16 protein-coding genes are annotated in these 22,061 nt (G+C 65.0%); 9 read left to right on the forward strand and 7 right to left on the reverse strand.

The annotated features are described in order from the left end of the window. Positions 1-47 precede the first annotated feature (47 nt). The 9 genes from ASC93_RS17570 to ASC93_RS17610 all read left to right on the forward strand — a co-directional run bounded on the left by ASC93_RS17570 (position 48) and on the right by ASC93_RS17610 (position 15,691). Positions 48-3,584 (forward strand): indolepyruvate ferredoxin oxidoreductase family protein, encoded by a 3,537-nt coding sequence (locus tag ASC93_RS17570; RefSeq protein WP_229412777.1) that lies wholly within the window; start codon positions 48-50, stop codon positions 3,582-3,584. Positions 3,585-3,744: 160 nt separating this feature from the next. After that, a complete protein-coding gene (icmF, locus tag ASC93_RS17575; protein ID WP_056445010.1) occupies positions 3,745-7,044 on the forward strand; it encodes a fused isobutyryl-CoA mutase/GTPase IcmF in 3,300 nt (1,099 codons plus the stop codon). Between the two features lie 41 nt (positions 7,045-7,085). Beyond that, on the forward strand, positions 7,086-7,406 hold the full coding sequence (locus ASC93_RS17580; protein WP_056445012.1) for a hypothetical protein: 321 nt from the start codon (positions 7,086-7,088) through the stop codon (positions 7,404-7,406). Between the two features lie 178 nt (positions 7,407-7,584). Then, the gene (prsT, locus tag ASC93_RS17585) at positions 7,585-10,365 is read left to right on the forward strand and encodes an XrtA/PEP-CTERM system TPR-repeat protein PrsT (RefSeq protein ID WP_056445015.1); all 2,781 of its coding nucleotides are present in this window, start codon (positions 7,585-7,587) and stop codon (positions 10,363-10,365) included. 116 nt (positions 10,366-10,481) lie between these two features. Then, positions 10,482-11,258, forward strand: a complete 777-nt coding sequence (locus ASC93_RS17590) for an N-acetyltransferase (protein ID WP_229412768.1) — start codon at positions 10,482-10,484, stop codon at positions 11,256-11,258. 66 nt (positions 11,259-11,324) lie between these two features. Next, a complete protein-coding gene (locus tag ASC93_RS17595) occupies positions 11,325-12,212 on the forward strand; it encodes a ThiF family adenylyltransferase (protein WP_056445018.1) in 888 nt (295 codons plus the stop codon). Beyond that, a complete protein-coding gene (locus tag ASC93_RS17600; RefSeq protein ID WP_056445024.1) occupies positions 12,209-13,273 on the forward strand; it encodes a molybdopterin biosynthesis protein MoeY in 1,065 nt (354 codons plus the stop codon). The genes ASC93_RS17595 and ASC93_RS17600 overlap by 4 nt, the downstream gene beginning before the upstream one ends. Positions 13,274-13,353: 80 nt before the next feature. After that, positions 13,354-14,619, forward strand: coding sequence for a glycosyltransferase (locus tag ASC93_RS17605; protein ID WP_157201981.1), 1,266 nt, complete (start codon positions 13,354-13,356; stop codon positions 14,617-14,619). A 190-nt stretch (positions 14,620-14,809) separates the two neighbouring features. Then, entirely contained in the window at positions 14,810-15,691 is an 882-nt protein-coding gene (locus ASC93_RS17610; RefSeq protein ID WP_056445027.1) for a PEP-CTERM sorting domain-containing protein, read from the forward strand. A gap of 64 nt (positions 15,692-15,755) precedes the next feature. Here the strand turns inward: ASC93_RS17610 and ASC93_RS17615 are convergent, their stop codons facing one another. From ASC93_RS17615 to ASC93_RS17645, 7 genes are all read right to left on the reverse strand, one after another. Then, complete coding sequence (locus ASC93_RS17615; protein ID WP_056445028.1) at positions 15,756-16,553, reverse strand: SDR family oxidoreductase; 798 nt, start codon at positions 16,551-16,553, stop codon at positions 15,756-15,758. Positions 16,554-16,596: 43 nt separating this feature from the next. Next, positions 16,597-18,219 (reverse strand): GMC oxidoreductase, encoded by a 1,623-nt coding sequence (locus ASC93_RS17620; protein ID WP_056445031.1) that lies wholly within the window; start codon positions 18,217-18,219, stop codon positions 16,597-16,599. Positions 18,220-18,272: 53 nt separating this feature from the next. Beyond that, positions 18,273-19,361 (reverse strand): nucleotidyltransferase family protein, encoded by a 1,089-nt coding sequence (locus ASC93_RS17625; RefSeq protein ID WP_056445036.1) that lies wholly within the window; start codon positions 19,359-19,361, stop codon positions 18,273-18,275. After that, complete coding sequence (locus ASC93_RS17630) at positions 19,358-20,275, reverse strand: HprK-related kinase A (RefSeq protein WP_056445037.1); 918 nt, start codon at positions 20,273-20,275, stop codon at positions 19,358-19,360. Before ASC93_RS17630 ends, ASC93_RS17625 begins: the two co-directional genes overlap by 4 nt. Further along, entirely contained in the window at positions 20,269-20,535 is a 267-nt protein-coding gene (locus ASC93_RS17635; RefSeq protein ID WP_056445041.1) for an HPr-rel-A system PqqD family peptide chaperone, read from the reverse strand. The genes ASC93_RS17630 and ASC93_RS17635 overlap by 7 nt, the downstream gene beginning before the upstream one ends. A 15-nt stretch (positions 20,536-20,550) precedes the next feature. Then, entirely contained in the window at positions 20,551-21,081 is a 531-nt protein-coding gene (locus ASC93_RS17640) for a hypothetical protein (protein WP_056445045.1), read from the reverse strand. Positions 21,082-21,367: 286 nt separating this feature from the next. Then, a complete protein-coding gene (locus ASC93_RS17645) occupies positions 21,368-21,994 on the reverse strand; it encodes an XrtA/PEP-CTERM system exopolysaccharide export protein (RefSeq protein WP_082548125.1) in 627 nt (208 codons plus the stop codon). Positions 21,995-22,061: the final 67 nt, after the last annotated feature.

Raw genomic sequence — 22,061 nt, forward strand, 5'->3', positions numbered from 1 at the left:
GAGACTCCATGCCTGACACCGTCCTGGGCCAGGGCGCATCCGCGTCCATGCCTGCCGCGCCCGCCGTTCCCGTTCCCCTCAAAGACGTCAGCCTCGACGACAAGTACACCGCCACCTCCGGCAAGATCTTCCTGTCCGGCATCCAGGCCCTCGTGCGCCTGCCGATGATCCAGAAGCTGCGCGACGAACAGGCGGGCCTGAACACGGCCGGCTTCGTGTCGGGCTACCGCGGTTCGCCGCTGGGTGGCCTGGACGAGAACCTGTGGAAGGCCAAGGGCCACCTGGAAGCGAAGCGCATCCAGTTCGTGCCGGGTGTGAACGAGGATCTCGCGGCGACCGCCGTCTGGGGCACGCAGACCGTGGACCTGATCGGTCCCGCCAGGTACGACGGCGTGTTCGCGATGTGGTACGCGAAGGGTCCGGGCGTGGACCGCTGCGGCGACGTCTTCAAGCACATGAACCACGCCGGCACGGCAAAGAACGGCGGCGTGCTCCTCATCGCGGGCGACGATCACGGCGCCTATTCGTCGACCCTGCCGCACCAGTCCGACCACATCTTCGCCGCCTGCATGATCCCCGTGCTGTACCCGTCGAACGTGCAGGAATACCTGGACCTGGGCGTGCACGGCTGGGCGATGTCGCGCTTTTCCGGCCTGGCCGTCGCGTTCAAGGCGCTGGCCGACACGGTGGAGTCGAGCGCGTCGGTCGACGCCGATCCGTTCCGCGTCGAGGTGAAAATTCCGCAGGACTTCGCGATACCGGAAGGCGGCCTGAATACGCGGCTCTCGTCCATCCCGCTGGGCCAGCAGGCGCGCAATCAGGAAGCCCTGATGCAGGACTACAAAATCTACGCGGCCCTCGCGTACGCGCGTGAAAACAAGCTGAATCGCACGACGATCGACAGCGCGGACGCGAAGCTCGGCATCATCGCGTCGGGTAAATCGTACGTGGACGTACTGGAAGCGCTGGAAGAACTGGGCATCGACGAAGCGATGGCCGCCGAGGTCGGGCTGCGCCTGTTCAAGGTGACGATGATCTGGCCGCTGGAACCAGAAGGCGTGCGCGAATTCGCGCAGGGCCTGGACGAGATCCTCGTGGTCGAAGAGAAGCGCCAGGTCGTCGAATACCAGCTCAAGGAGCAGCTGTACAACTGGCGCGACGACGTGCGTCCGCGCGTGATCGGCAAGTTCGACGAAAAGGGCGAGTGGGTCGCGCCGCGCGGCGAATGGCTGCTGCCGCCCAAGGCCGACTTTTCCGTCGCCCAGGTGGCGCGCGTGATCGCCGGCCGCATCACCCGTTTGAATCTCGATGACCGCACGCGCGACCTGGTCAAGGCGAGATTGGCCTTCCTGGAAGCGAAGGATGCCGTGCTGATGAAAGCCGTGACGACGCCGTTCCGTCCCGCATTCTATTGCTCCGGCTGCCCGCACAACACGTCGACCAAGGTCCCGGACGGCTCGTTCGCGCTGGCCGGCATCGGCTGCCACGTGATGGCCACGTCGATCTACCCGGAGATGAACAAGCTGACGACGCATATGGGCGGCGAAGGCGCCCCGTGGATCGGCCAGGCCGCGTTCTCCGACGTGCCGCACGTGTTCCAGAACCTGGGCGACGGCACCTATTTCCACTCCGGCTACCTGGCCGTGCGCGCCGCCATCGCGGCCAAGGTAAACATCACCTATAAAATCCTGTACAACGACGCCGTCGCGATGACGGGCGGCCAGCCGGTCGACGGCACGACGTCCGTGCCGCTGATCGCGCGCCAGATGGCGGCCGAGGGCGTCAAGCGCATCGCGCTCGTCACGGAAGATCTGTCGCGTTATGAGGATCGCTCGGCGCTGCCGGCCGAAGTCACGCTGTACGACCGCAGCAAGATGGACGACGTGCAGCGCGAACTGCGCGAGATCCCGGGCGTGACGGTCCTGATCTACGACCAGACTTGCGCGGCCGAGAAGCGCCGCCGTCGTAAAAAGGGAGAGTTCCCCGACGTGGCGAAACGCATGGTGATCAACGAAGCCGTGTGCGAAGGCTGCGGCGATTGCGGCGTCCAGTCGAACTGCGTCTCGATCCTGCCGAAGGAAACGGAATTCGGCCGCAAGCGCGCCATCGACCAGTCGGCGTGCAACAAGGATTATTCGTGCGCGAAGGGCTTCTGCCCGAGCTTCGCCACCGTCGAAGGCGGCACGCTCAAGAAGAACAAGGCCGGCGCCAGCAAGAATGACGGCGACGACGGCTGGGGTCCGCTGCCGACGCCTGCGCTGCCCTCGATCGCGGCCCCGTACAACATCCTGATCAACGGCATCGGCGGCACGGGCGTCATCACCGTCGGCGCGCTGATGGGCATGGCGGCCCACCTCGAGGGTAAAGGCGCGTCCGTGCTGGACATGACGGGCATGAGCCAGAAGAACGGCTCCGTCACGTCGCACGTCAAGATCGCCGCAACGCCGGAACGCCTGCGCGCCCAGCGCATCGCCACCGGCGAGGCGGACCTCGTGCTGGGCTGCGACATGCTGACGGCCGGCGCGGCCGACGCCATCTCGAAGATGCGTCCGGGCCGCACGATGGTCATCGTGAACCTGCACGAGCAGCCGACCGGCACCTTCGCGCAACAGAGAGACTGGGAATTCCCGGCCGACCAGGTCCGTTCGCTGATCGTGGAAGCCGTCGGCGGCGAAGCGGGCGCCGACTTCCTCGACGCGACGAAGCTGGCGACTGCGCTGATGGGCGATTCGATCGCCGCCAACCTGTTCATGCTGGGCTACGCATGGCAGAAGGGCCTCGTGCCGCTGTCGGAAGCGTCCCTGCTGCGCGCCATCGAACTGAATGGCGTGGCCGTCGCGTCGAACCAGCGCAGCTTCCTGTGGGGCCGCCGCGCCGCCGTCGACTTCGAGCGCGTCGAACGCACGGCGATGCCGGCGCAACCCGTTCTGATCCAGATGCCGCAGAGCCTCGACTCGGTCGTCAAGAAGCGCGTCGAGTTCCTGACCGGTTACCAGGATGCGGCGTACGCGACGCAATACGAGACGCTGGTCGCGCGCGTGCGCGAACGCGAGGCGGCGCTCAAGCTGGGCAACAAGCTGTCGATGGCCGTGGCGAAGTCCTATGCCAAGCTGCTGGCCTACAAGGACGAGTACGAAGTCGCGCGCCTGTACACGGACGGCCGCTTCGTCGAACAGCTGCAAAGCCAGTTCGACGGCAAGTTCAGCGTGAAATTCAACCTGGCGCCGCCGCTGTTCGCGAAGAAGGACGCCAAGGGCCACCTGGTGAAAGCCGAATTCGGGTCGTGGATGTGGAACGCGTTCAAGCTGCTGGCCAGGCTGAAAGGCCTGCGCGGCACGGCGTTCGACGTGTTCGGCTACACGGCCGAGCGCAAGATGGAGCGCGCCCTGATCAAAGAATACCGTGACATGATCGAAGCGCTGCTGCCGTCGCTGGATGCGGCGAACCACGCCGTCGCCGTCGAGCTGGCGGCGCTGCCGGAGCAGATCCGCGGCTTCGGGCACGTCAAGGAGCAGGCCGTGGCCGAGTATCGCGTGCGCAGGCAGGAGCTGCTGTCCGGCAGCGTGAAGAAACGCGCGGCCTGATTTACGCCGGTTGAACGCGTGGGCGGAGGCCGCCCACCCTACGCAGGGTGGGCACCCCGTGCCCACGCGGAGCACATCAATGCGCCATTCTTGACGTTTACGTTAACGTCATATACCGTACAAAGAACCAAAAGTTCGCTTCCGTTTTCCAGGGAACACCATGAACGACATCACGTCCGCCGCCAAGCTCGACCTGCCGGAACACGCCAAACTGTCCAACAAAGTCCGTTTCGTCACCGCCGCCTCGCTGTTCGACGGCCACGACGCCTCGATCAACATCATGCGCCGCATCCTGCAGACGAATGGCGCCGAAGTCGTACACCTGGGCCATAACCGCTCGGTCGACGACGTCGTCACCGCGGCGCTCGCCGAGGACGTGCAGGGCATCGCCATCTCCAGCTACCAGGGCGGCCATGTCGAATATTTCAAATACATGATCGACCTGCTGCGCCAGCGCGGCGGCGCCCACATCAAGGTGTTCGGCGGCGGCGGCGGCGTCATCGTCCCGCACGAGATCGAAGAGCTGCATGCCTATGGCGTCACGCGCATCTTTTCGCCGGAAGACGGCCAGCGCATGGGCCTCGTCGGCATGATCCGGGCTATGCTGGAAGCCTGCGACGTCGACCTGTCGCCCTATGCGCCGACCACGCTCGAGCCGCTGCAGACGGGATCGATCGAGCAGCGACACCGCCCCCTCGCGCAGCTGATCACGGCGCTGGAAAACGGTAAAGCCAGCGCCGAGCTGCGCAAGCGCATCATGGACACGGCCGAAGGCCTGCAAGTGCCCGTGCTGGGCATCACGGGCACGGGCGGCGCGGGTAAATCGTCGCTGACGGATGAACTCATTCGCCGCATCCGCCTCGACCAGGGCGACCGCCTGAACATCGCCGTGATTTCGATCGACCCGTCGCGCCGCAAATCCGGCGGCGCCTTGCTGGGCGACCGCATCCGCATGAATGCGATCAACCCGTGGAACAAGGATGGGGAAATGCGGGCCCGCGTGTTCATGCGTTCGCTCGCCACGCGCGAAGCGGGTTCGGAGATTTCGCAGGCGCTGCCTGGCGTGATCGCCGCGTGCAAGGTCGCGGGCTTCGATCTCGTCATCGTCGAGACGTCGGGCATCGGCCAGGGCGATGCCGCCATCGTGCCGCACGTGGACGTGTCGATGTACGTGATGACGCCGGAATTCGGCGCCGCATCGCAGCTCGAAAAGATCGACATGCTGGACTTCGCCGACTTCATCGCCATCAACAAGTTCGACCGCAAGGGCGCCCAGGACGCGCTGCGCGACGTGGCCAAGCAGGTCCAGCGCAACAAGGAATCGTGGAGCAAGTCGCCGGACGAGATGCCCGTCTACGGCACGCAGGCGTCGCGCTTCAACGACGACGGCGTAACGGCCTTGTACCTCGGCCTGTTGCCGGCGCTGGCCGGCTTCGGCCTGAAAACCGAAGCATCCAGGCTGCCCCGGCCCGCCACCAAATACTCGAGCGGCAAGAACGTGATCGTGCCGCCCGCGCGCACGCGCTACCTGGCCGAGATCGCGGACAGCGTGCGCGGCTACCACCGCAACGTCGGCCGCCAGGTGAAACTCGCGCGCGAACGCCAGCAGCTCACCGAAACGAAGCGCATGCTGGCCGCCGCCAACCGTGAAGTGGTCCTCGACGACCTGATCACGGAACGCGACGACGCGATGGACGGCGAAGCGAAAAAACTGCTCGCGTCCTGGCCGCAGCTGCAGGAGACCTATGCCGGCGACGAGCACGTCGTCAAGATCCGCGACAAGGAAATCCGCACGAATCTCACCTACACCACCCTGTCCGGCAACAAGGTGCGCAAGGTCGCCCTGCCCCGCTTCGAGGACCACGGCGAGATCCTGCGCTTCCTGATGCTGGAAAACGTGCCGGGTGCCTTCCCGTACACGGCCGGCGTGTTCCCGTTCAAACGCGAGGGCGAGGACCCGACCCGCATGTTCGCCGGCGAAGGCGACGCGTTCCGCACCAACCGCCGTTTCAAACTGGTCTCGCAAGGGATGGACGCGAAGCGCCTGTCGACCGCGTTCGACTCCGTCACCCTGTACGGCGCCGACCCGGCGCTGCGGCCGGACATCTACGGCAAGGTCGGCAACTCCGGCGTGTCGATCGCGACGCTGGACGACATGAAAGTGCTGTACGACGGGTTTGATTTGTGCAGCCCTTCCACGTCCGTGTCGATGACGATCAACGGCCCGGCGCCGACCATCCTCGCGATGTTCATGAACACCGCGATCGACCAGCAGATGGACCGGTTCGAGCGCGAGAATGGACGTCGCCCCGCGGCCGAAGAAGCGGACAAGATCCGCGCCTGGGTGCTCGCGAACGTGCGCGGCACCGTCCAGGCGGACATCCTCAAGGAAGACCAGGGCCAGAACACCTGCATCTTCTCGACGGAGTTCTCGCTGAAGGTGATGGGCGACATCCAGGAATACTTCGTCCAGAACCAGGTGCGCAATTTTTATTCCGTGTCGATCTCCGGCTACCACATCGCGGAAGCGGGCGCGAACCCGATCTCGCAGCTGGCCTTCACGCTGTCGAACGGTTTTACCTTTGTCGAAGCCTATCTCGCACGCGGCATGCACATCGACGACTTCGCGCCGAACCTGTCATTCTTCTTCTCGAACGGGATGGACCCGGAATACACGGTGCTGGGCCGCGTGGCGCGCCGCATCTGGGCCGTCGCGATGCGCGACAAGTACGGCGCCAACGACCGCTCGCAAAAACTGAAATACCACATCCAGACGTCCGGCCGCTCGCTGCACGCGCAGGAGATCGACTTCAACGACATCCGCACGACCTTGCAGGCGCTGATCGCGATCTACGACAACTGCAACTCGCTGCACACGAATGCGTACGACGAGGCGATCACGACCCCGACCGACGAGTCCGTGCGCCGCGCGCTGGCCATCCAATTGATCATCAACCGCGAATGGGGCCTGGCCAAGAACGAGAATCCGAACCAGGGCTCGTTCATCCTCGAGGAATTGACCGACCTCGTCGAGGAAGCCGTGCTGCAGGAATTCGAACGCATCGCCGAACGCGGCGGCGTGCTGGGTGCGATGGAGACGGGCTACCAGCGCGGCAAGATCCAGGAAGAGTCGATGCTGTACGAGCACCGCAAGCACGATGGCTCGCTGCCCATCGTCGGCGTCAATACGTTCCGCAATCCCAAGGGTGCCCAGGCACCGGCGACGATCGAACTGGCGCGCTCCACGGACGACGAAAAGCAGTCGCAGCTCTCCCGCCTGCAAGACTTCCACCAGCGCCACGCGGACGCGGCACCGGCTGCCCTTGCTGCGCTGCAGCAAGCCGCCATCGACAACGAGAACGTGTTTGCACGCCTGATGGATGCCGTGCGCGTGTGTTCCTTGGGGCAGATCACGACGGCGCTGTTCGAGGTCGGCGGACAATATCGTCGCAATATGTGAGCCCCCGGTAGAATGGTTCCGGGACCACCACGGAGCCATTCATGCCGATCCAGCCGCAACAACTCGCCGCCCTCATGCGCGAAGTCGAACAGGAAGATCCGATCGACTTCGCGGACCTGCCCTTCCCCGACGACGACCTGCGCCAGCTGGTCGCCAGCCACCTGTGCGAGATGGCTGCCTCGATGGAAAATTTCAGTACCGAAGACCGCCTGATGACGCTGCTGGCCGTGTCGGCCAAGCTCGTGCTCGAGAATCTGGTATTGCACGTGCAATTGTTACGTCGCCATGGCTTGCCCGTCGGGGACAATGTCGAAGCCCTGCTGAGCCGCCTGCGCAAGGGCGGCAGTGGCCCGGAGAAGTAAGATGAGCGTCATATCGACGAGATATCGCGTCAAAAGGGAGCGACTTCTACCACTTTGATGGGGGGATTTGCAACAAGACGTCCAACTTGTACGGCTTTGTTACTATTCCTTCAGGTATTATTGTTGAAGAGGAATCCGCACATCAATGCGGACACGAACCATATCTCGAGGAATCCAGATGCCGCGTCACCCGAACAAGCTCAAACTCACTGCTGCCATCCTGTCCGGCGCTTTCATGGTAGCAGGGCTGTCCGCCTGCGGTCGCTCCACGCAGTCGACCGAACAGCTGCTGACCGATGCCAAACAGTACCAGCAAAAGGGTGACCTGAAGTCGGCAATGATCCAGCTCAAGAATGCCGTCGAAAAGAGCCCGGAAAACGGCGAAGCGCGCATCGAGCTGGGCAGCCTGGAACTCGGCATGGGCGATTTCGCCTCGGCCGAAAAGGAATTCCGTAAAGCCCGCTCGGCCGGTATCGCGGCCGACCGCGTGCTGCCCCTGCTGAGCAAGGCGATGTCGCAGCAAGGCAAATTCAAGGAAATCCTCGACGACGTCACGCCTGAGGCGGCCGCCAAGTCGGCGCCGCTGCTGGCGCTGCGCGGCGAAGCCCTGCTGGCAACCGGCAAGCTCGACGAGGCCAAGCAGGCGTTCGACCAGGCCCTGGCGCTGAACGCCAATTCGGGCGATGCGCTGCTCGGCCTGGCGCGCTATGCCATCGCCAAGCACGACAGGGATGCCGCCACACACTATATCGATGAGGCGGTGGCCAAGGACCCCAAGAATCCGGATGTCTTCATGGCGCGCGGCACCATGCTGCGCACCCAGGGCAAGGCCGACGAGGCGATCGCCGCATTCGATCAGGCGCTGGCGTTAAATCCGCACCATCGTACCGCGCATATCGAAAAGGCATACATCGACATCACCCGCGGCAAGTTCCCGGATGCAAAAACGGAAATCGATGCCGCCGAGAAGAATGCTCCGGGCAATTTGCTCGTGACGTACACCCGTGCGCTGTACGAATTCTCGCAAGGTAAATACCAGGCCGCCCAGGATGCCCTGCAACGCGTGCTGAAAGTCGCCCCCGACCACATGCCCAGCATCCTGCTGACCGGTGCATCCGAACTGAATCTCGGCTCCCTGCAACAGGCCGACCAGCACCTGCGTAAATATCTGGAAAGCAATCCGGACGACGTCTATGCCCGCAAGCTGCTGGCCCAGGTCCAGCTCAGGAGCGCCCAGCCGGCCGACGCGGCCGCCACGCTGGCACCGGCCCTCAAGAGCGCGGCGGACGATCCGCAGGTCCTGGCGCTGGCCGGTGAAACCTATATGCAGGTACATGACTTCAACAAAGCCAGTGCCTACCTGGAAAAAGCCGCTGTGCTGGCGCCCAAGGCGGCCGGCTTGCGCACTTCGCTCGGCCTGTCCAAGCTGGCCCAGGGCGACCAGGCACGCGGCCTGTCCGAACTGGAAATGGCCACCGAGCTCGATCCGAAATCGGCGCACGCGACGATGGCGCTGGTCCAGACAGAAGTCAGCCTCAAGCACTACGACAAGGCCCTGGCCGCCATCGACGCCCTCGAAAAGCAGCAGCCCGACAATCCCCAGGTGCTGACGCTGAAAGGTGCGGTCAACATGGTGAGGGGCGATGTTCCCGCCGCCCGCGCCGCGCTCGACAAGGCCGTGGCCATACAGCCGACCTTCATTCCGGCCGTGCAGAACCTGGCGCGCCTGGACCTCGTCGAAAAGAAACCCGACGCCGCCAAGCAGCGCTACGAAAAAGTCCTGCAGAAGGAACCGAACAACGCCGACGCCATGCGCGCCCTGGGTGAACTGGCGATGATGCAGAATCATGCCGCCGAGGCGACGACGTGGTTCGAGAAAGCCAGCAATTCGAATCCGAATTCGGTGGTCCCCGCGATCACGCTCGGCCGGCACTACCTGCGTACGGGACAGCCGCAAAAAGCGCTGACCCTGGCACGCAAGTTCCAGACCGCCAACCCGACCAATCCCGAGCTGGTGGAACTGCTGGGCCAGGCCCAGATCGCCAACAAGGACACGGCCGGCGCGCTGGAAACCTACAGCAAGCTGGTGAACCTGGTGCCGAAATCGGCCGCGCCGCACCTGCGCCTGGCCGGTGTGCACATGCTGATGCAGAACAATAATGCCGCGGTCGAGGACCTCAAGCGCGCCGTCGACCTGCAGCCGGACCTGGTCGCCGCCCGCCTGGCCCAGGTCGAGCTGGCCATGCGCATGGGCCACGCGGACGAGGCCCTGGCCTTTGCCCGCGAGATCCAGAAGACCAACGCCAAGTCGCCCGTCGGCTACGCAACCGAAGGCGACGTGCTGATGGCGCAGAAGAAGCCGGCGCAAGCGCTGCCGGCCTACGACAAGGCATTGGCGCTCGACAAGGCGCCGCAAATCTTCGTGAAATCCCTGCAGGCCATGACGCTGGCCGGCAAAGGCAAGGAAGCGCAGGCACGCGCGGCCCAGTGGCTCAAGGAACACCCGGATGACGTCCTGACCGGCATGTACGTGTCCGAGAACAGCCTGGCCGCCAAGGATTACAAGGCGGCGATCGCGCGCCTGGAAGACGTCGTCAAGCGCATCCCGAACAACGCGGCCGCACTGAACAACCTGGCCTACGCTTACCAACAAGAAAAAGATCCGCGAGCCCTGCCGACTGCCGAGCAGGCGTACAAGCTGGCGGACAACAACCCCGGCATCATGGACACGCTGGGCTGGCTGCTGGTCGAGCAAGGCAATACGAGCCGCGGCGTGCCGCTGCTGCAGAAGGCCAGCGGCCTGGCGCCGAACTCGTCGGAAGTGCGCTACCACCTGGCGGTGGGCCTGAGCAAATCCGGCGACAAGGCGGGCGCGCGCAAGGAGCTCGACAAGCTTCTGGCGACCGATAAATCGTTCGCCCAGGCAGATGAAGCGCGCGCATTGCTAAAGGCTTTGTAAGAAGCTAATATACATTAATAAATAAATAATAATCCGTGCCCGGCAGCGCCAGGGCCGGGGTCCGGAACTTCCGTCCGCCGCACGCGGGCGTTTTTAAACAATTGGGGAATCCTGCGATGACGACTTTCGACGATTTCAAGGATCCAGAGGGTAGTTCGGCCGCATCCCTATCGGACGCTCATGATTTCAGCGATCGCGATAATATGACGCCCTCGCAATATGAGGATGTCATCGTGAACCACGATTCGTATGGAATCCGGCTTACCGATACTGCGGACGGGCGAAATTCGGCAAGTATGCTGATCAACAAGATGTATGCCTGGCGTGGTTACTCCGGCACGCACCAATTCAGCGACGACCCGAATCGCATTACCCTCACCGCCACCGACAAGGGCGACGTGGTCGGTACGCTCACGATCGGTATCGACTCGCCGATCGGCCTGATGGCAGACCAGATCTTCAAGGAGGAGCTGGACGCACACCGCAACTATGGCGCGCGCCTGTGCGAGTTCACGAAGCTGGCGTTCGACCCATCGGTACGTTCGAAGACTTCGCTGGCCAACCTGTTTCACCTGGCCGTGATCTACGCCCGCGACATCCACCAATGTACGGATATCGTCATCGAAGTGAACCCGCGCCATCGCCGTTTTTACGAACGCATGCTCGGTTTCCAGCAGGAGGGCGAACTGAAAATCAACCCGCGCGTCGAGGCACCGGCCTACCTGTTGCGGGTAAATCTGGAATTTGTAACGGAACAGATCCAGAAATTCGGCGGCACATTTAGCGCCGATAACAACGTGTCCGAACGTTCGTTTTATCCCTATTTCTTCTCGCCGCGCGAAGAACGAGGCATCATCAATCGCCTCCTGCGCATGGACGAACAGCACGCATAAAAGGGCTGTGCGTTGCAGATCACGTCGCCGCGGCCCTTTTATCGATAAAACCGTTTTTCCTCATCAATGACAAATCCGTTCCGCTATGAACAGGCGTTTTCGCGCAATATCGGCTGGGTGACGCCGGCAGAACAGCAGACCCTGCGCGGCAAGCGCGTCGCCATCGCCGGCGGCGGCGGGGTCGGCGGCGTACACCTGCTGACCCTGGCGCGCCTGGGCGTGACAAAATTTCATATCGCCGATTTCGACACCTTCGACATCGTCAACTTCAACCGCCAGGTCGGCGCCATGATGTCGACGGTCGGCCAGCCCAAGGCCGAGGTCCTGGCCCGCATGGCCAAGGACATCAATCCCGAAATCGACATCAAGATCTTTCCTGATGGCGTCAACCAGGGCAATCTCGATCAATTCCTGGACGGTGTCGACCTGTACGTCGACGCGCTCGACTTCTTTGCCTTCGACGCCCGCCAGCAGACGTTCGCCGCCTGCGCCCGCCTCGGCATCCCGGCCACGACGGCCGCGCCGCTGGGCATGGGCGCCGCCCTGCTGAACTTCATGCCGGGGCAGATGACGTTCGAGGAGTATTTCCAGTGGGGCGACCTGCCAGAACTGGACAAGGCAATCCGCTTCGTCGTCGGCCTCGCGCCGGCCGGCCTGCATCGTCCCTATCTCGTGGTGCCGGACGCCGTCAACTTCGTGGAGCGCCGCGGTCCGTCGACCTTCATGGCGTGCCAGTTGTGCGCCGGCATCGTCGCCACCGAGGCGCTCAAGATCCTGCTCGGACGCGGCAAGGTCCTGGCCGCACCGCACGGCGTGCAGTTCGATGCCTATCGCAACAAGCTGGCCCATACCTGGCGCCCGGGCGGCAACGGCAATCCGCTGCACCGACTGATGATCGCCGTCGGCAAGCGCCAGATGACACGCCAGCTGGCAGGGAAAGCGGTACAGGCATGAACCTCCCGCAGACGATCCACGACATCCTCGAGCTGGCACGCTGGGCGCCGAGCGGCGACAACACCCAGGTCTGGCGTTTCGAAGTGCTCGGCCCCGACCACGTCGCCGTGCACTTTTACGACACGCGCGAGGATACCGTGTACGACTTCCGCGGCCGCCCGAGCCAGCTGTCGCACGGCACCCTGCTGGAAACGATGGCGATCGCCGCCACCGCCCACGGCCTGCGCACCGAGATCACCCGGCGTCCGGACGATCAGGATCACCTGCCCGTGTTCGACGTGCGTTTCGTGCAGGATGCGGCAGTAACGCCGAGTCCGCTCATCGCCGCGATCACGACCCGCAGCGTGCAGCGCCGCGCGATGAGCACGCGCGCCCTGCTGCCCGAGGAAAAACGCGCCCTCGAAGATGCCGTCGGCGACGGCTACGACGTGCGTTGGATCGAAGGCTTCGGCGGCAAGATGGCCGCCGCGCGCCTGATGTTTTCGAACGCCAAGCTGCGCCTGACCATGCCGGAAGCCTACGAGGTGCATCGCCGCATCATCCACTGGAACGCGCGCCACAGCCCCGACCGCGTGCCCGACCAGGCCCTGGGCGTCGACGCCGCCACCTTGCGCCTGATGAAATGGGCGATGGTCAGCTGGGGCCGCCTGTCCACGATGAACCGCCTGATGGGCACCTGGGCGCCGCGCCTGCAGATGGACCTCGTGCCGGGTCTGCGCTGCGCTGCGCACTTCGTCATCATGGCCAAACGCGCGCCGGAGACCGTCGAGGACCACGTCGCCGCCGGCCGCGCCGTGCAGCGCTTCTGGCTCACGCTCACCCACCTGGGACTGGCCATGCAGCCCGAGATGACGCCGCTGATTTTTTCCGCCTACGTGCAGCACGGCGAATCGTTCTCGACCGTCGAGAAACTGCATGGCGCGGCGCGGCAATTGCAGCAGCGCCTGCACAAGCTGATCGGCACCGGCAACGGTCATCCGGTCTTCATGGGCCGCCTCGGCGCCGGTCCCGCACCCCAGGCCCGTTCGCTGCGCAAGCCGCTCGAAGAACTGATGAAATAAACCGGCGGCGCGGGCCTTCCCGCACCGCCGGCGTCGTTCGCCCGGCACGTTCCCGCAACCCTTTCACGATCAACGCCCCTATGGAACGTATCAAAATCCTGTTCTTTGCGGAAGCCGTGACGCTGGCCCACGTCGGACGTCCCATCGCGCTCGCGCAATCCCTCGATCCGGCACGCTTCGACGTGCATTTCGCCTGCGCCGAAGGCTATGACTTCTGTTTCAACGGGACGCAATTCACCCGCTGGACCATCCACAGCATTCCCAGCCAGCAATTCCTTGACGCGCTCGCGGGCGGCAAGCCGGTGTACAACACGGCGACCCTCACCGGCTACGTGGAAGACGACCTGCGCGTGCTGGACGCGGTCCGCCCCGACATCGTCGTCGGCGACTTCCGCCTGTCGCTGTCCGTCAGCGCGCGGCTGCGCCGGATTCCGTACGTGTCGCTGATGAACGCGTACTGGAGCCCGTACGTCGTGCAGCATTACGCCGTGCCGCACATCCCGCTGACGCGCCTCCTGCCGATCCGCATCGCGAATGCGATCTTCCGCATGGCGCGTCCGGTCGCCTTCGCCTCGCATTCCGTCCCGCTCAACCGCGTGCGCCGCAAATACGGGCTGCCCTCGCTGGGCGCCGACCTGCGCAAGGTGTACACGGATGCGGACTACAGCATGTACGCCGACGTCCCCGACCTGTTCCCGCCAAAAAGCCTGCCGCAGCAGCATGCGTACATCGGCCCCATCATCTGGGCGCCGCCGCTTGCCAAGCCCGAGTGGTGGGACAGGGTGCCGGAAGACAAACCCATCGTCTACGTCACGCTCGGCAGTTCCGGCCAGGGCCGCCTGCTGCCGCTCGTGCTGGAAGCGCTGGCGCCGCTGCCGGTGACGGTCATCGCGGCCACGGCCGGGACGATCGACGTGGCGAGCGCGCTGGCGAACGCGTTCGTCGCGCCCTACCTGCCGGGCGACCTGGCGGCGCAGCGCGCCAGCCTGGTCGTGTGCAACGGCGGCAGTCCGACCAGCCAGCAGGCCCTGGCCGCCGGCGTGCCGGTGCTGGGCGTCGCCGGCAATCTCGACCAATTCCTGAACATGAGCGGCGTCATCAAGGCCGGCGCCGGTGCGTTGCTGCGCGCCGATCGCTTCCGCGCCAAGAAACTGACGCGCCAGGTGCGCGCGATGCTCGACGATCCGGCCATGACGGCCGCGGCGCGGCGCGTGGCCGATGCCTTCGCCGCTTATCCGGCGCCGCAACGCATGGCCGCCTTCCTGGAAGGCGTGCGTGCTTTCCACCGGTTTGCGCCGGCGCACAGGGTGGGCGACGACAGCGCTGCGCTGTCCAACGTCGATTAATTGGCTGTCGGAATTTTTTACACCGCGCGTCTGGTGACTTACGATTTCTCTTGTTTTACTGCTTAAGTCCTTGATTCTAAACAGAGTAAATCGAGCTGGCACGGGGATTGCTTTAGTGTAGGTATAAGCCCGCAATTACAACGGGCTACTCCCCCCGACAAATTTAACCAGCAGATTACTTGGAGCCAATATGAAGAAGTCGTTTCGCAAGCTGATCCCGGTCGCAGCCGCCCTTGGTTTCGCACTCGCCGCATCGTCGGCACAAGCTTTCACCCTGAAGGATGGCACCAACGTCCTGGCATCGGATGCCACGACCCTGGACTGGAACACGACCGGTAGCGGTGTTGCGAAAGGCGTCGGCCCGTTCGGCTCGCCGCTGAGCGTTGGCCAGAACTTCCAGTTCCTGTACCAGTCGAACCTGGCCAGCATCGACGGCAACACGACGAACACGTTCGACTCGGGCCTGGACTTCAACGCCAACGGCACCAAAGGCGCCGGCAAGGCCTTCGAATTCACGATCGTCGCCAAGCTGACCGAAAAAGTCACGAGCCTGGCAGGCACGACCGCTACCTTCGGTCTGGGCGGCACCGCTGCCGACAACAAAGTCGCGATCTACTACGACACCGCCGCCAACGCCTCGACCACCGGCGGCACCGGTTTCGACGACGGCCAGCTGATCGCCCTGCTGACCATCGTGCCGACCAACACCCAGTCGACCTTCACGATCGCTGGCGCCGGCGGCCAGGGTTCGACCAAGCTGAACGCAGACATCGTCCAGGCTGGCGACTTCATCGACCCGGCCTACCTGCAGGGCGTGACGCACCTGCTGTTCGGCATCAACTTCGAATCGAACCTGAACTTCCCGGCTGGCAACTCGGCTACGCTGAACTTCCAGAAAGGCGGCAGCGCCCTGTTCCCGGATTACACCGTTGACACCGCGCACGACATCGTCTTCAAGGTCGACGGTTCGAACACCTTCGCCCTGCCGGAACCGGGCACCATGATGCTGCTGGGCATGGGCATGCTGGGTCTGGTCGGCGCACAGCGTCGTCGTCGCGCTCCGAAGGCCTAATCCGCCTTTCGGACCGGCCTCATGAAAAAACCGCGGTTTCGACCGCGGTTTTTTTATTGCCGTTTCACTTGCCTTCGGGCGGCTTGAACATCTTGCCGACTTCGCGGATGACCATCGCGTGCGGCGCCAGCCCGGCAAACACGCGCTGCTTGTACGTCCCCTTGGCCGCGTTCACGACGGGCACGTCGCGCTCCAGTCCCGCCAGCGATGCCCGCACGACGTCGGCCGGCGCATCGCGCTCGACGAGGGCGCTCTCGTAGGCGCCGGCCTTGGCGTCGAACTCGGTGGCCGTCGGGCCCGGCACGAGCGTCTGCACGAGGATCCCGCGCTCCTTCCACTCCCCATGCAGCGCCTGGCTGAAGCTCTGCACGAAGGCTTTGCTGGCCGCGTACACGGCCATGTACGGCACCGGCTGGTAGGCCGCGGCCGACGAGACATTGATCACGGCACTGCTCGGGAACGAGGACAGATGGTCGAAGAAGCGGCGGCACGTCGCGACGAGCGCGGTCGTGTTGAGCGTGTTGAGTTCGTCGTAGACGCTCGCATCGGTCGCCTCGAACCGTCCCCAGCGCCCTGCCCCAGCGTTATTGCACAGCAGACGCACGCGGATGCCCGCGCCGTCGAGTTCCGCACGGATGCGCGCCACGGCGGCCGGATCGGCCAGGTCGGCCACGATGGCCCGCGCCTCGACGCCGTACTCCGTCTGCAACGTCTTGACGACGGCCAGCAGCCGCTCTTCGCGCCGCGCCACGAGCACCAGCCGCATGCCGGCCTGCGCCAGCTGGCGGGCGAATTCCTCGCCGATGCCGGACGACGCGCCAGTCACCAGCGCCCAATGGCCTTTTAAGTCGGAAAGCCGCATGGGCGATCTCCTTGTCGATGAATGATGAATAAATAAAGCCGCATCAGGCCTGCGCCAGCAGGTGATCCGCCACGCGCAGGGCGTTCGCCGCGATCGTCAGGCTCGGGTTGGTGCCGCCGGACGACGGGAAGAACGAGCTGTCGACGACGTACAGGTTGGCGAGCCCGTGCGCGCGGTTATTACGGTCGAGCACGCTCTGCGCAGGATCGTCGCCGAACCGGCATGTGCCGCACACGTGGGCGATGCGCTGGTTGTTCTCGGCCTGCTTGATCAGTTTGACGCTGTAGCCCGCGAACACCGCGCGCATCCGCGCGCGAAACGCCGCGATGCGCGCGCGGTCGGCGTCGCGCACGCGGTATTCGATGGCCAGGCGGGCGTTCTCCGCGTCGTCGCGCGCCGGTTCGACGCGGTTGTCGGCATACGGGAAATCCTCGAGCGTCGCTGCCAGGATCATGCGCCGATGTACGAGACCGTCGAGCACCGGCATGACGAACGGCTTGGCCAGCTTGAACAGCGGCGCCACCCACGGCAGCGGTCCCTGGCGCAGGTCGTCGGCCACGGAGGCCGCCAGGGTGGCCGCCGGCGGCAGGCGGCCGAAGGATTGCACGGAGCCGAGTTTCTGTCCGTCCAACAAATAAAAATCGTTGAAGGCGAGCTCTTTTTGGCGATTGTCGAACTCACCCTTGAGCTTCGGCTCGACCAGGTACAGGTCGATGTGGTGGCGCATCAGGTATTTGCCGACGAGGCCGGACGCGTTCGCGAGGCCTTGCGGCCACGCGCCGGACGCCGAGCCGAGCAGGATGCGCGGCGTCTCGAGGGCGCCGGCGGCCAGCACCACGATGGGGGCACGCACGGTGAAGCGCGTGCCGCGTCGTTCGCACACGACGCCCGTCACGCGGCTGCGGTCGGCTTCCAGCGCCACGACCTCGCAATCGTCGAGCAGGCGGGCGCCGTGGTCGCGCAAGGCCGGTTGCAGGCAGATCCGGCCGGCGTCGTTCTTGCAGGCGCGGCCGCACAGATAACCCTGGCAACCGCTGCAGCCGTCGACGAATTCGCAGGCCAGCGGCAACCGGTACGGATGCAGGCCGCGGCCTTCGAACAAGCCGAACAGTTCCGCGGACCCCGGCGTCAACGGCGGAGACGGCAGCAAATGCTCGCGCGGCCCGTCCGCGCGCAGCGGGTCCGCCGTGCCGCGCACCCGGAACAATTGCTCGGCCTTGTCGTAGTACGGTGCCAGCTCGTCGTAGGCGACGGGCCAGCGCGGCGGCAGATCGGCCCCGGGCGGCGCTTGATAGTGGTCGGCGGCGGCGAAATCGGATGGGAAGAAGCGTTCCAGCGCCATGCCGTACAGCGCACTCGAACCGCCCGCCCCGGAACCGATGAAGGGCACGAAGCGCTGGGTGCGCGGACCCGAGCGGTCGACGATCTGGTCCGGATAGCGGCCGGCGCGCGCGAGGATGTCCCGATGCGCCGGCTGCGGGACTTCCGGCCGCGGGAAGTCGTCCTCGGCGTAGCGGCCGACGAGGTCCGGGTGGGCCGCGCCCTTTTCGAGGAACAGCACGCGACGGCCGGCGCGCGCCAGCGCGTAACCGAGCGTGGCGCCCCCCATGCCGGTGCCGACGACGACGGCGTCCCAGTCCTGGTCGATATCAAACGGTTCCGACATATTCCCCCGGCAGTGGCCGCTCCAGTTGGGGTCGCCGGGCGCGCCTAAAAGGTTCAGGCCGCCTGCGACTCGTCATGCTTCGTGATAAACGCTTTATGAAACAGATGCCGCGCCAGCAGCAGCGGCGGCATGCGCAGCCAGTTCCCGCGCACGTACAGCGCAAAGCGCGCCAGGCTGCTGAACGTACCCTCGCAGCTCACATGCAGCGGCAGCAGCGCGCGCCCGAACAACCGGTCCATCAGCCACAACAGGACCGGATTCGGCCCCGCCGGGGCCACGGCCGCCTGCACCGCCGGCGGGACGACCGTGCCGAGCAGGCGCGGGCAATAGCGTAACGCATAGAACAGCGGCCGCCCCAGCTCGAGTTCGCGCGCGCGCGCCGGCAGCGCGTCCCAGAACCCGGGCTGCGCGCCGAATTCCCGCAGCAGCCGGTGCATGTCGACGAGGTCGCGCAAGCCCTTGTCGAATTCGCCGTCGAAGAACAGGTGCACGGCGCTGTGCAGCACCATGTCGGCCGGGGCCAGCGTGGCCAGGCCGGGCGCGCCGGCGATCGGCCTGGCCGCGGCGCGCAGCTTGTCCGGGTCGGGGCGCACCGGCGCCGTCTCCGGCAGGATCGCGTGGTGCACGTCGATCGAGTTGCCGCGCCGCGCGTGCTGCATCGGCGGCAGCTCGTGCATCCATTCACGATAGTAACGCTGGTCGTAGGTATCGTGGTGGGTGGTGATCCAGCCGTGCATCATGAGGGCCGCCTCGACCTCGGGCAGGCGGGTCTTGGGCACGAGGATGTCGATGTCGGAAAACAGCCGTCCGCGGCCCGCGTCCAGGCCGGCCATCGCATACGCGGCGCCCTTGAGCAGGATCAGCGGCAATCCCAGATCCGCCAGCGCCCGGCCGATCTGGCGGACTTCGTAGCGCGCGGCCCGGGCATGGCCGGATGCGCCCGCGCGCGTCCACTCCAGGTGCGCGCGCGGCGCGGCGGGAACCGTGTCCAGCAGGTTGGCATCTTCCAGCAGCACGAGCAGGAACGCATCGAGGTTGGCGGCGTCGGCCTGGCGCAGCAGCAAGTCCCAGCCGGCCGCGTCCAGGCCGCGCACGACGGCCGGATCGCGCAGCACGCGCACCAGTACCGGCAGGCGCGTCATGCCGTCCCCAGCGCCAGGCGTTCGAACAGTGCCATCGCGTCGGGCAGGCTGCTGTAGCGGAACGTGTACGCGTCGCTGGCGTCGATCAGCCGGCCGAGCGCCATGAAACCGCGCGCGCCCAGCACCTGGTAATTGAAGCTGTTGTCGGCCACCTGCATGAAGGCGCGCGCTTTCGGCAGCGGTTCCAATGCGACGGCGGCGCCGGCCTCCCAGCGCGGGAACACGATGCAGGCGGGCCGGGCCGGTTCCAGGGCACGGGCGATGCTGTCCCGCGGCGCCTTCAGGTGGGCGATCGTCCCCTTGGTGGTTTCTTCCACGGGGCGGCTCAGCACGGCGTCGGGACGGAAGGCGCGGATGATGTCGATCGAGGCATTCTTGAGGCTGACGGGGCGCGGCAGCGGCACGAGCACGCCGTCGTCGAGGTGCACGAGGGTCATCTCGTCCGACAGCAGCCGCCAGCCGTGTCCCAGCAAGGCGGCCGTCAGGGTGCTCTTGCCGGAGCCGGGCGGCGCCGGCAGGATGATCGCGCGGCCATGTTTTTCGAGCACGGCCGCGTGGATGATCAGATAGCCGTGGGCGCGGTGCGAGACGCACCAGTTCATCGTCCATTCCAGCATCGGATACGCTTGCCCCAGCGGCAGCGGCTGGAACGGCGTCGTGCCGTCATAGGCAAAATGCACCTGGGAACGATACCAGCGGCGCAGGCCGCCCGAGCGCCGTAAATCGAGGTGGAAGTCGACGAAGCCGCCGTCCGGCTCGACCGGATAATCGGCATACATCAGCGCGAGGCTGTCGATCAATGGCGGGACGTCGCTGCGGATGCGGTTGGCGAAGGGGCCCGTGCGCAACACGAGGCCGTCGCCGGACAGGCGCGCCCGCAGTTCGGCGCGCGACAGCGAACCGACCGTCAGCATGGTTCGATCAGGTCCAGCCCGGCCAGCGCGGCCAGCATGTCGTCGATCAGGGACACGAGGTCATCGTCGCCGGCATCAAAGCGTTCGGCCAGGCGGCCGGCCAGCGTGGCGGCATCGGCGGGTTCGTCGCGCAAGGCGAGCAGCAGGTCGAGCGCGGCACCATCCAGCAGGTGGGTACTGCCCGACAAGTCGTTGTACAGCACGGCTTCCCCATCCCATTCCCGGCAGGCCAGCGCCTGCCCAGGCGTCAAACGCCACATGCGTGTCGCCGCCCGTCAGTCGTGAATCGAGCTGAGGTAGTTAGCGACCTGGGCATTGTCCCAGTACACGCCGGCGGTCGGGCTGTAGCGGCCCGTGGTCTGCAGCTCGCTCCACATGGTCTGCAGGTCGGTGAGTTCGATGAAGTCGATGTACTTCGCCTGCAGGTTGAGGTAAGCCGCCACCAGGTGCATGCCGACATTGTTGTTGTCGAAGTCCTGCGGGTTCAGCATGTCCGCCAGCTTGGCGCAGTAGTACGAGCCCGGCTTGTAGCAGTCGCCGTTGTTGTACGAATCGGCCCGGACCGGGCAGGCCGTGCCGTTGCCCACCGCGTAGAACACGCTGGTGAACATCAGGTCGCGCGACACCGGCCATGCATGTTGCGGCTGCTTCCAGTAGCCCGGCGATAAGCCGTTGCAGGCAGGCGCCTTGCCGTTCGCGTAATGGCTGGCGGCCAGGCCGTTCGACAGCGAGCCCGAAGGCGCCCGACAGACCATCGACGCCATCGCCGACTTGCTTTCCAGCGTCGCGAGAACCCCGGCGCCCATGCCGATTTTGGCCAGGCGACGACGGGCCGCCCCGCGTTGAGTCAAGGACGGCGCCGTTTCAATCTTGTCGTTATTTTGATTTTCGGTAGCCACGTGCGTTCCCCAAAATGTTGTCGCGCTCACTGAGGGCGACCAGTACCTGAACAAGCAAGTTTTGCGCCAGCGTGGTGCCAGGAAGAAAAACTTACATTAAAATCAGGTGCTTATTTTGGTGCCGTACCACCCAGCAACTACTATTGTATGTTGGAACGCCGGGTGATGTAAAAAATATCGACGGACGTTGTTGTCAGAAGAAACTTTCCGGAATGACCAGAACGTCACCCGGTCGCATCGGCACGTTGGCCGAAATGTCGCCCTCTTTGATCAGGTCGTCGAGGCGAACGTTGAACCGTTGTTGTTTACCATCCACGTTACGGATCAGGCTGGCGCGATTGCCCGCCGCGAATTCCGTGGTGCCGCCGACGGCGATCATCACGTCCATCAAACTCATGTTCCGGCGGTAAGGCAGCGCCTGCGGCTTCGTGGCCTGGCCGATCACGCGGATCTGCTCGTCGTAATTGCCGACGAAGGTCGTCACGACGACGGTGACGACGGGCTGCTGGATGTACTTGGACAGGGCTTTTTCGATATCGCGGGCGAGCGCGGTCGAGGTTTTGCCGGCGGCCGGCAGGTCTTCGACGAGCGGCGTCGTGATCTTGCCGTCCGGACGCACCGGCACCGACATCGACACTTCCGGATTGCGCCAGACGATGATGTTCACGGCATCCCCCGGCCCGATCAGGTATTGGCTGTCGGTCACCTGCGTCTCGATCGGCTGTTGGCCGCGCGTTGCGCAACCACCCAGCGCCAGCGCGCATGCGGCGGCGAGCACGATCGCCGAATGTTTCACCAGGTTCGCCTTGTACTTGCCCACGTCAGATCCCTTTCGGTAAAGCCGTTGTTATAAAGCCATTAACAGCTTCGTATTGTATAACATAGTG

The organism is Massilia sp. Root335 (assembly GCF_001425685.1).
Taxonomy (GTDB): Bacteria; Pseudomonadota; Gammaproteobacteria; order Burkholderiales; family Burkholderiaceae_D; genus Telluria; species Telluria luteola.

What these genes read in the sequence shown, in the direction of transcription:
- ASC93_RS17635 (WP_056445041.1), bottom strand. Translation starts at nt 20,535, where the DNA reads ATGTGGCGTTTGACGCCTGGGCAGGCGCTGGCCTGCCGGGAATGGGAT.
- ASC93_RS17610 (WP_056445027.1), top strand. Translation starts at nt 14,810, where the DNA reads ATGAAGAAGTCGTTTCGCAAGCTGATCCCGGTCGCAGCCGCCCTTGGT.
- ASC93_RS17615 (WP_056445028.1), bottom strand. Translation starts at nt 16,553, where the DNA reads ATGCGGCTTTCCGACTTAAAAGGCCATTGGGCGCTGGTGACTGGCGCG.
- ASC93_RS17640 (WP_056445045.1), bottom strand. Translation starts at nt 21,081, where the DNA reads ATGGGCGCCGGGGTTCTCGCGACGCTGGAAAGCAAGTCGGCGATGGCG.
- ASC93_RS17590 (WP_229412768.1), top strand. Translation starts at nt 10,482, where the DNA reads ATGACGACTTTCGACGATTTCAAGGATCCAGAGGGTAGTTCGGCCGCA.
- ASC93_RS17625 (WP_056445036.1), bottom strand. Translation starts at nt 19,361, where the DNA reads ATGACGCGCCTGCCGGTACTGGTGCGCGTGCTGCGCGATCCGGCCGTC.
- ASC93_RS17570 (WP_229412777.1), top strand. Translation starts at nt 48, where the DNA reads ATGCCTGCCGCGCCCGCCGTTCCCGTTCCCCTCAAAGACGTCAGCCTC.
- ASC93_RS17600 (WP_056445024.1), top strand. Translation starts at nt 12,209, where the DNA reads ATGAACCTCCCGCAGACGATCCACGACATCCTCGAGCTGGCACGCTGG.
- ASC93_RS17595 (WP_056445018.1), top strand. Translation starts at nt 11,325, where the DNA reads ATGACAAATCCGTTCCGCTATGAACAGGCGTTTTCGCGCAATATCGGC.
- ASC93_RS17605 (WP_157201981.1), top strand. Translation starts at nt 13,354, where the DNA reads ATGGAACGTATCAAAATCCTGTTCTTTGCGGAAGCCGTGACGCTGGCC.
- ASC93_RS17620 (WP_056445031.1), bottom strand. Translation starts at nt 18,219, where the DNA reads ATGTCGGAACCGTTTGATATCGACCAGGACTGGGACGCCGTCGTCGTC.
- icmF (WP_056445010.1), top strand. Translation starts at nt 3,745, where the DNA reads ATGAACGACATCACGTCCGCCGCCAAGCTCGACCTGCCGGAACACGCC.
- ASC93_RS17580 (WP_056445012.1), top strand. Translation starts at nt 7,086, where the DNA reads ATGCCGATCCAGCCGCAACAACTCGCCGCCCTCATGCGCGAAGTCGAA.
- ASC93_RS17630 (WP_056445037.1), bottom strand. Translation starts at nt 20,275, where the DNA reads ATGCTGACGGTCGGTTCGCTGTCGCGCGCCGAACTGCGGGCGCGCCTG.
- prsT (WP_056445015.1), top strand. Translation starts at nt 7,585, where the DNA reads ATGCCGCGTCACCCGAACAAGCTCAAACTCACTGCTGCCATCCTGTCC.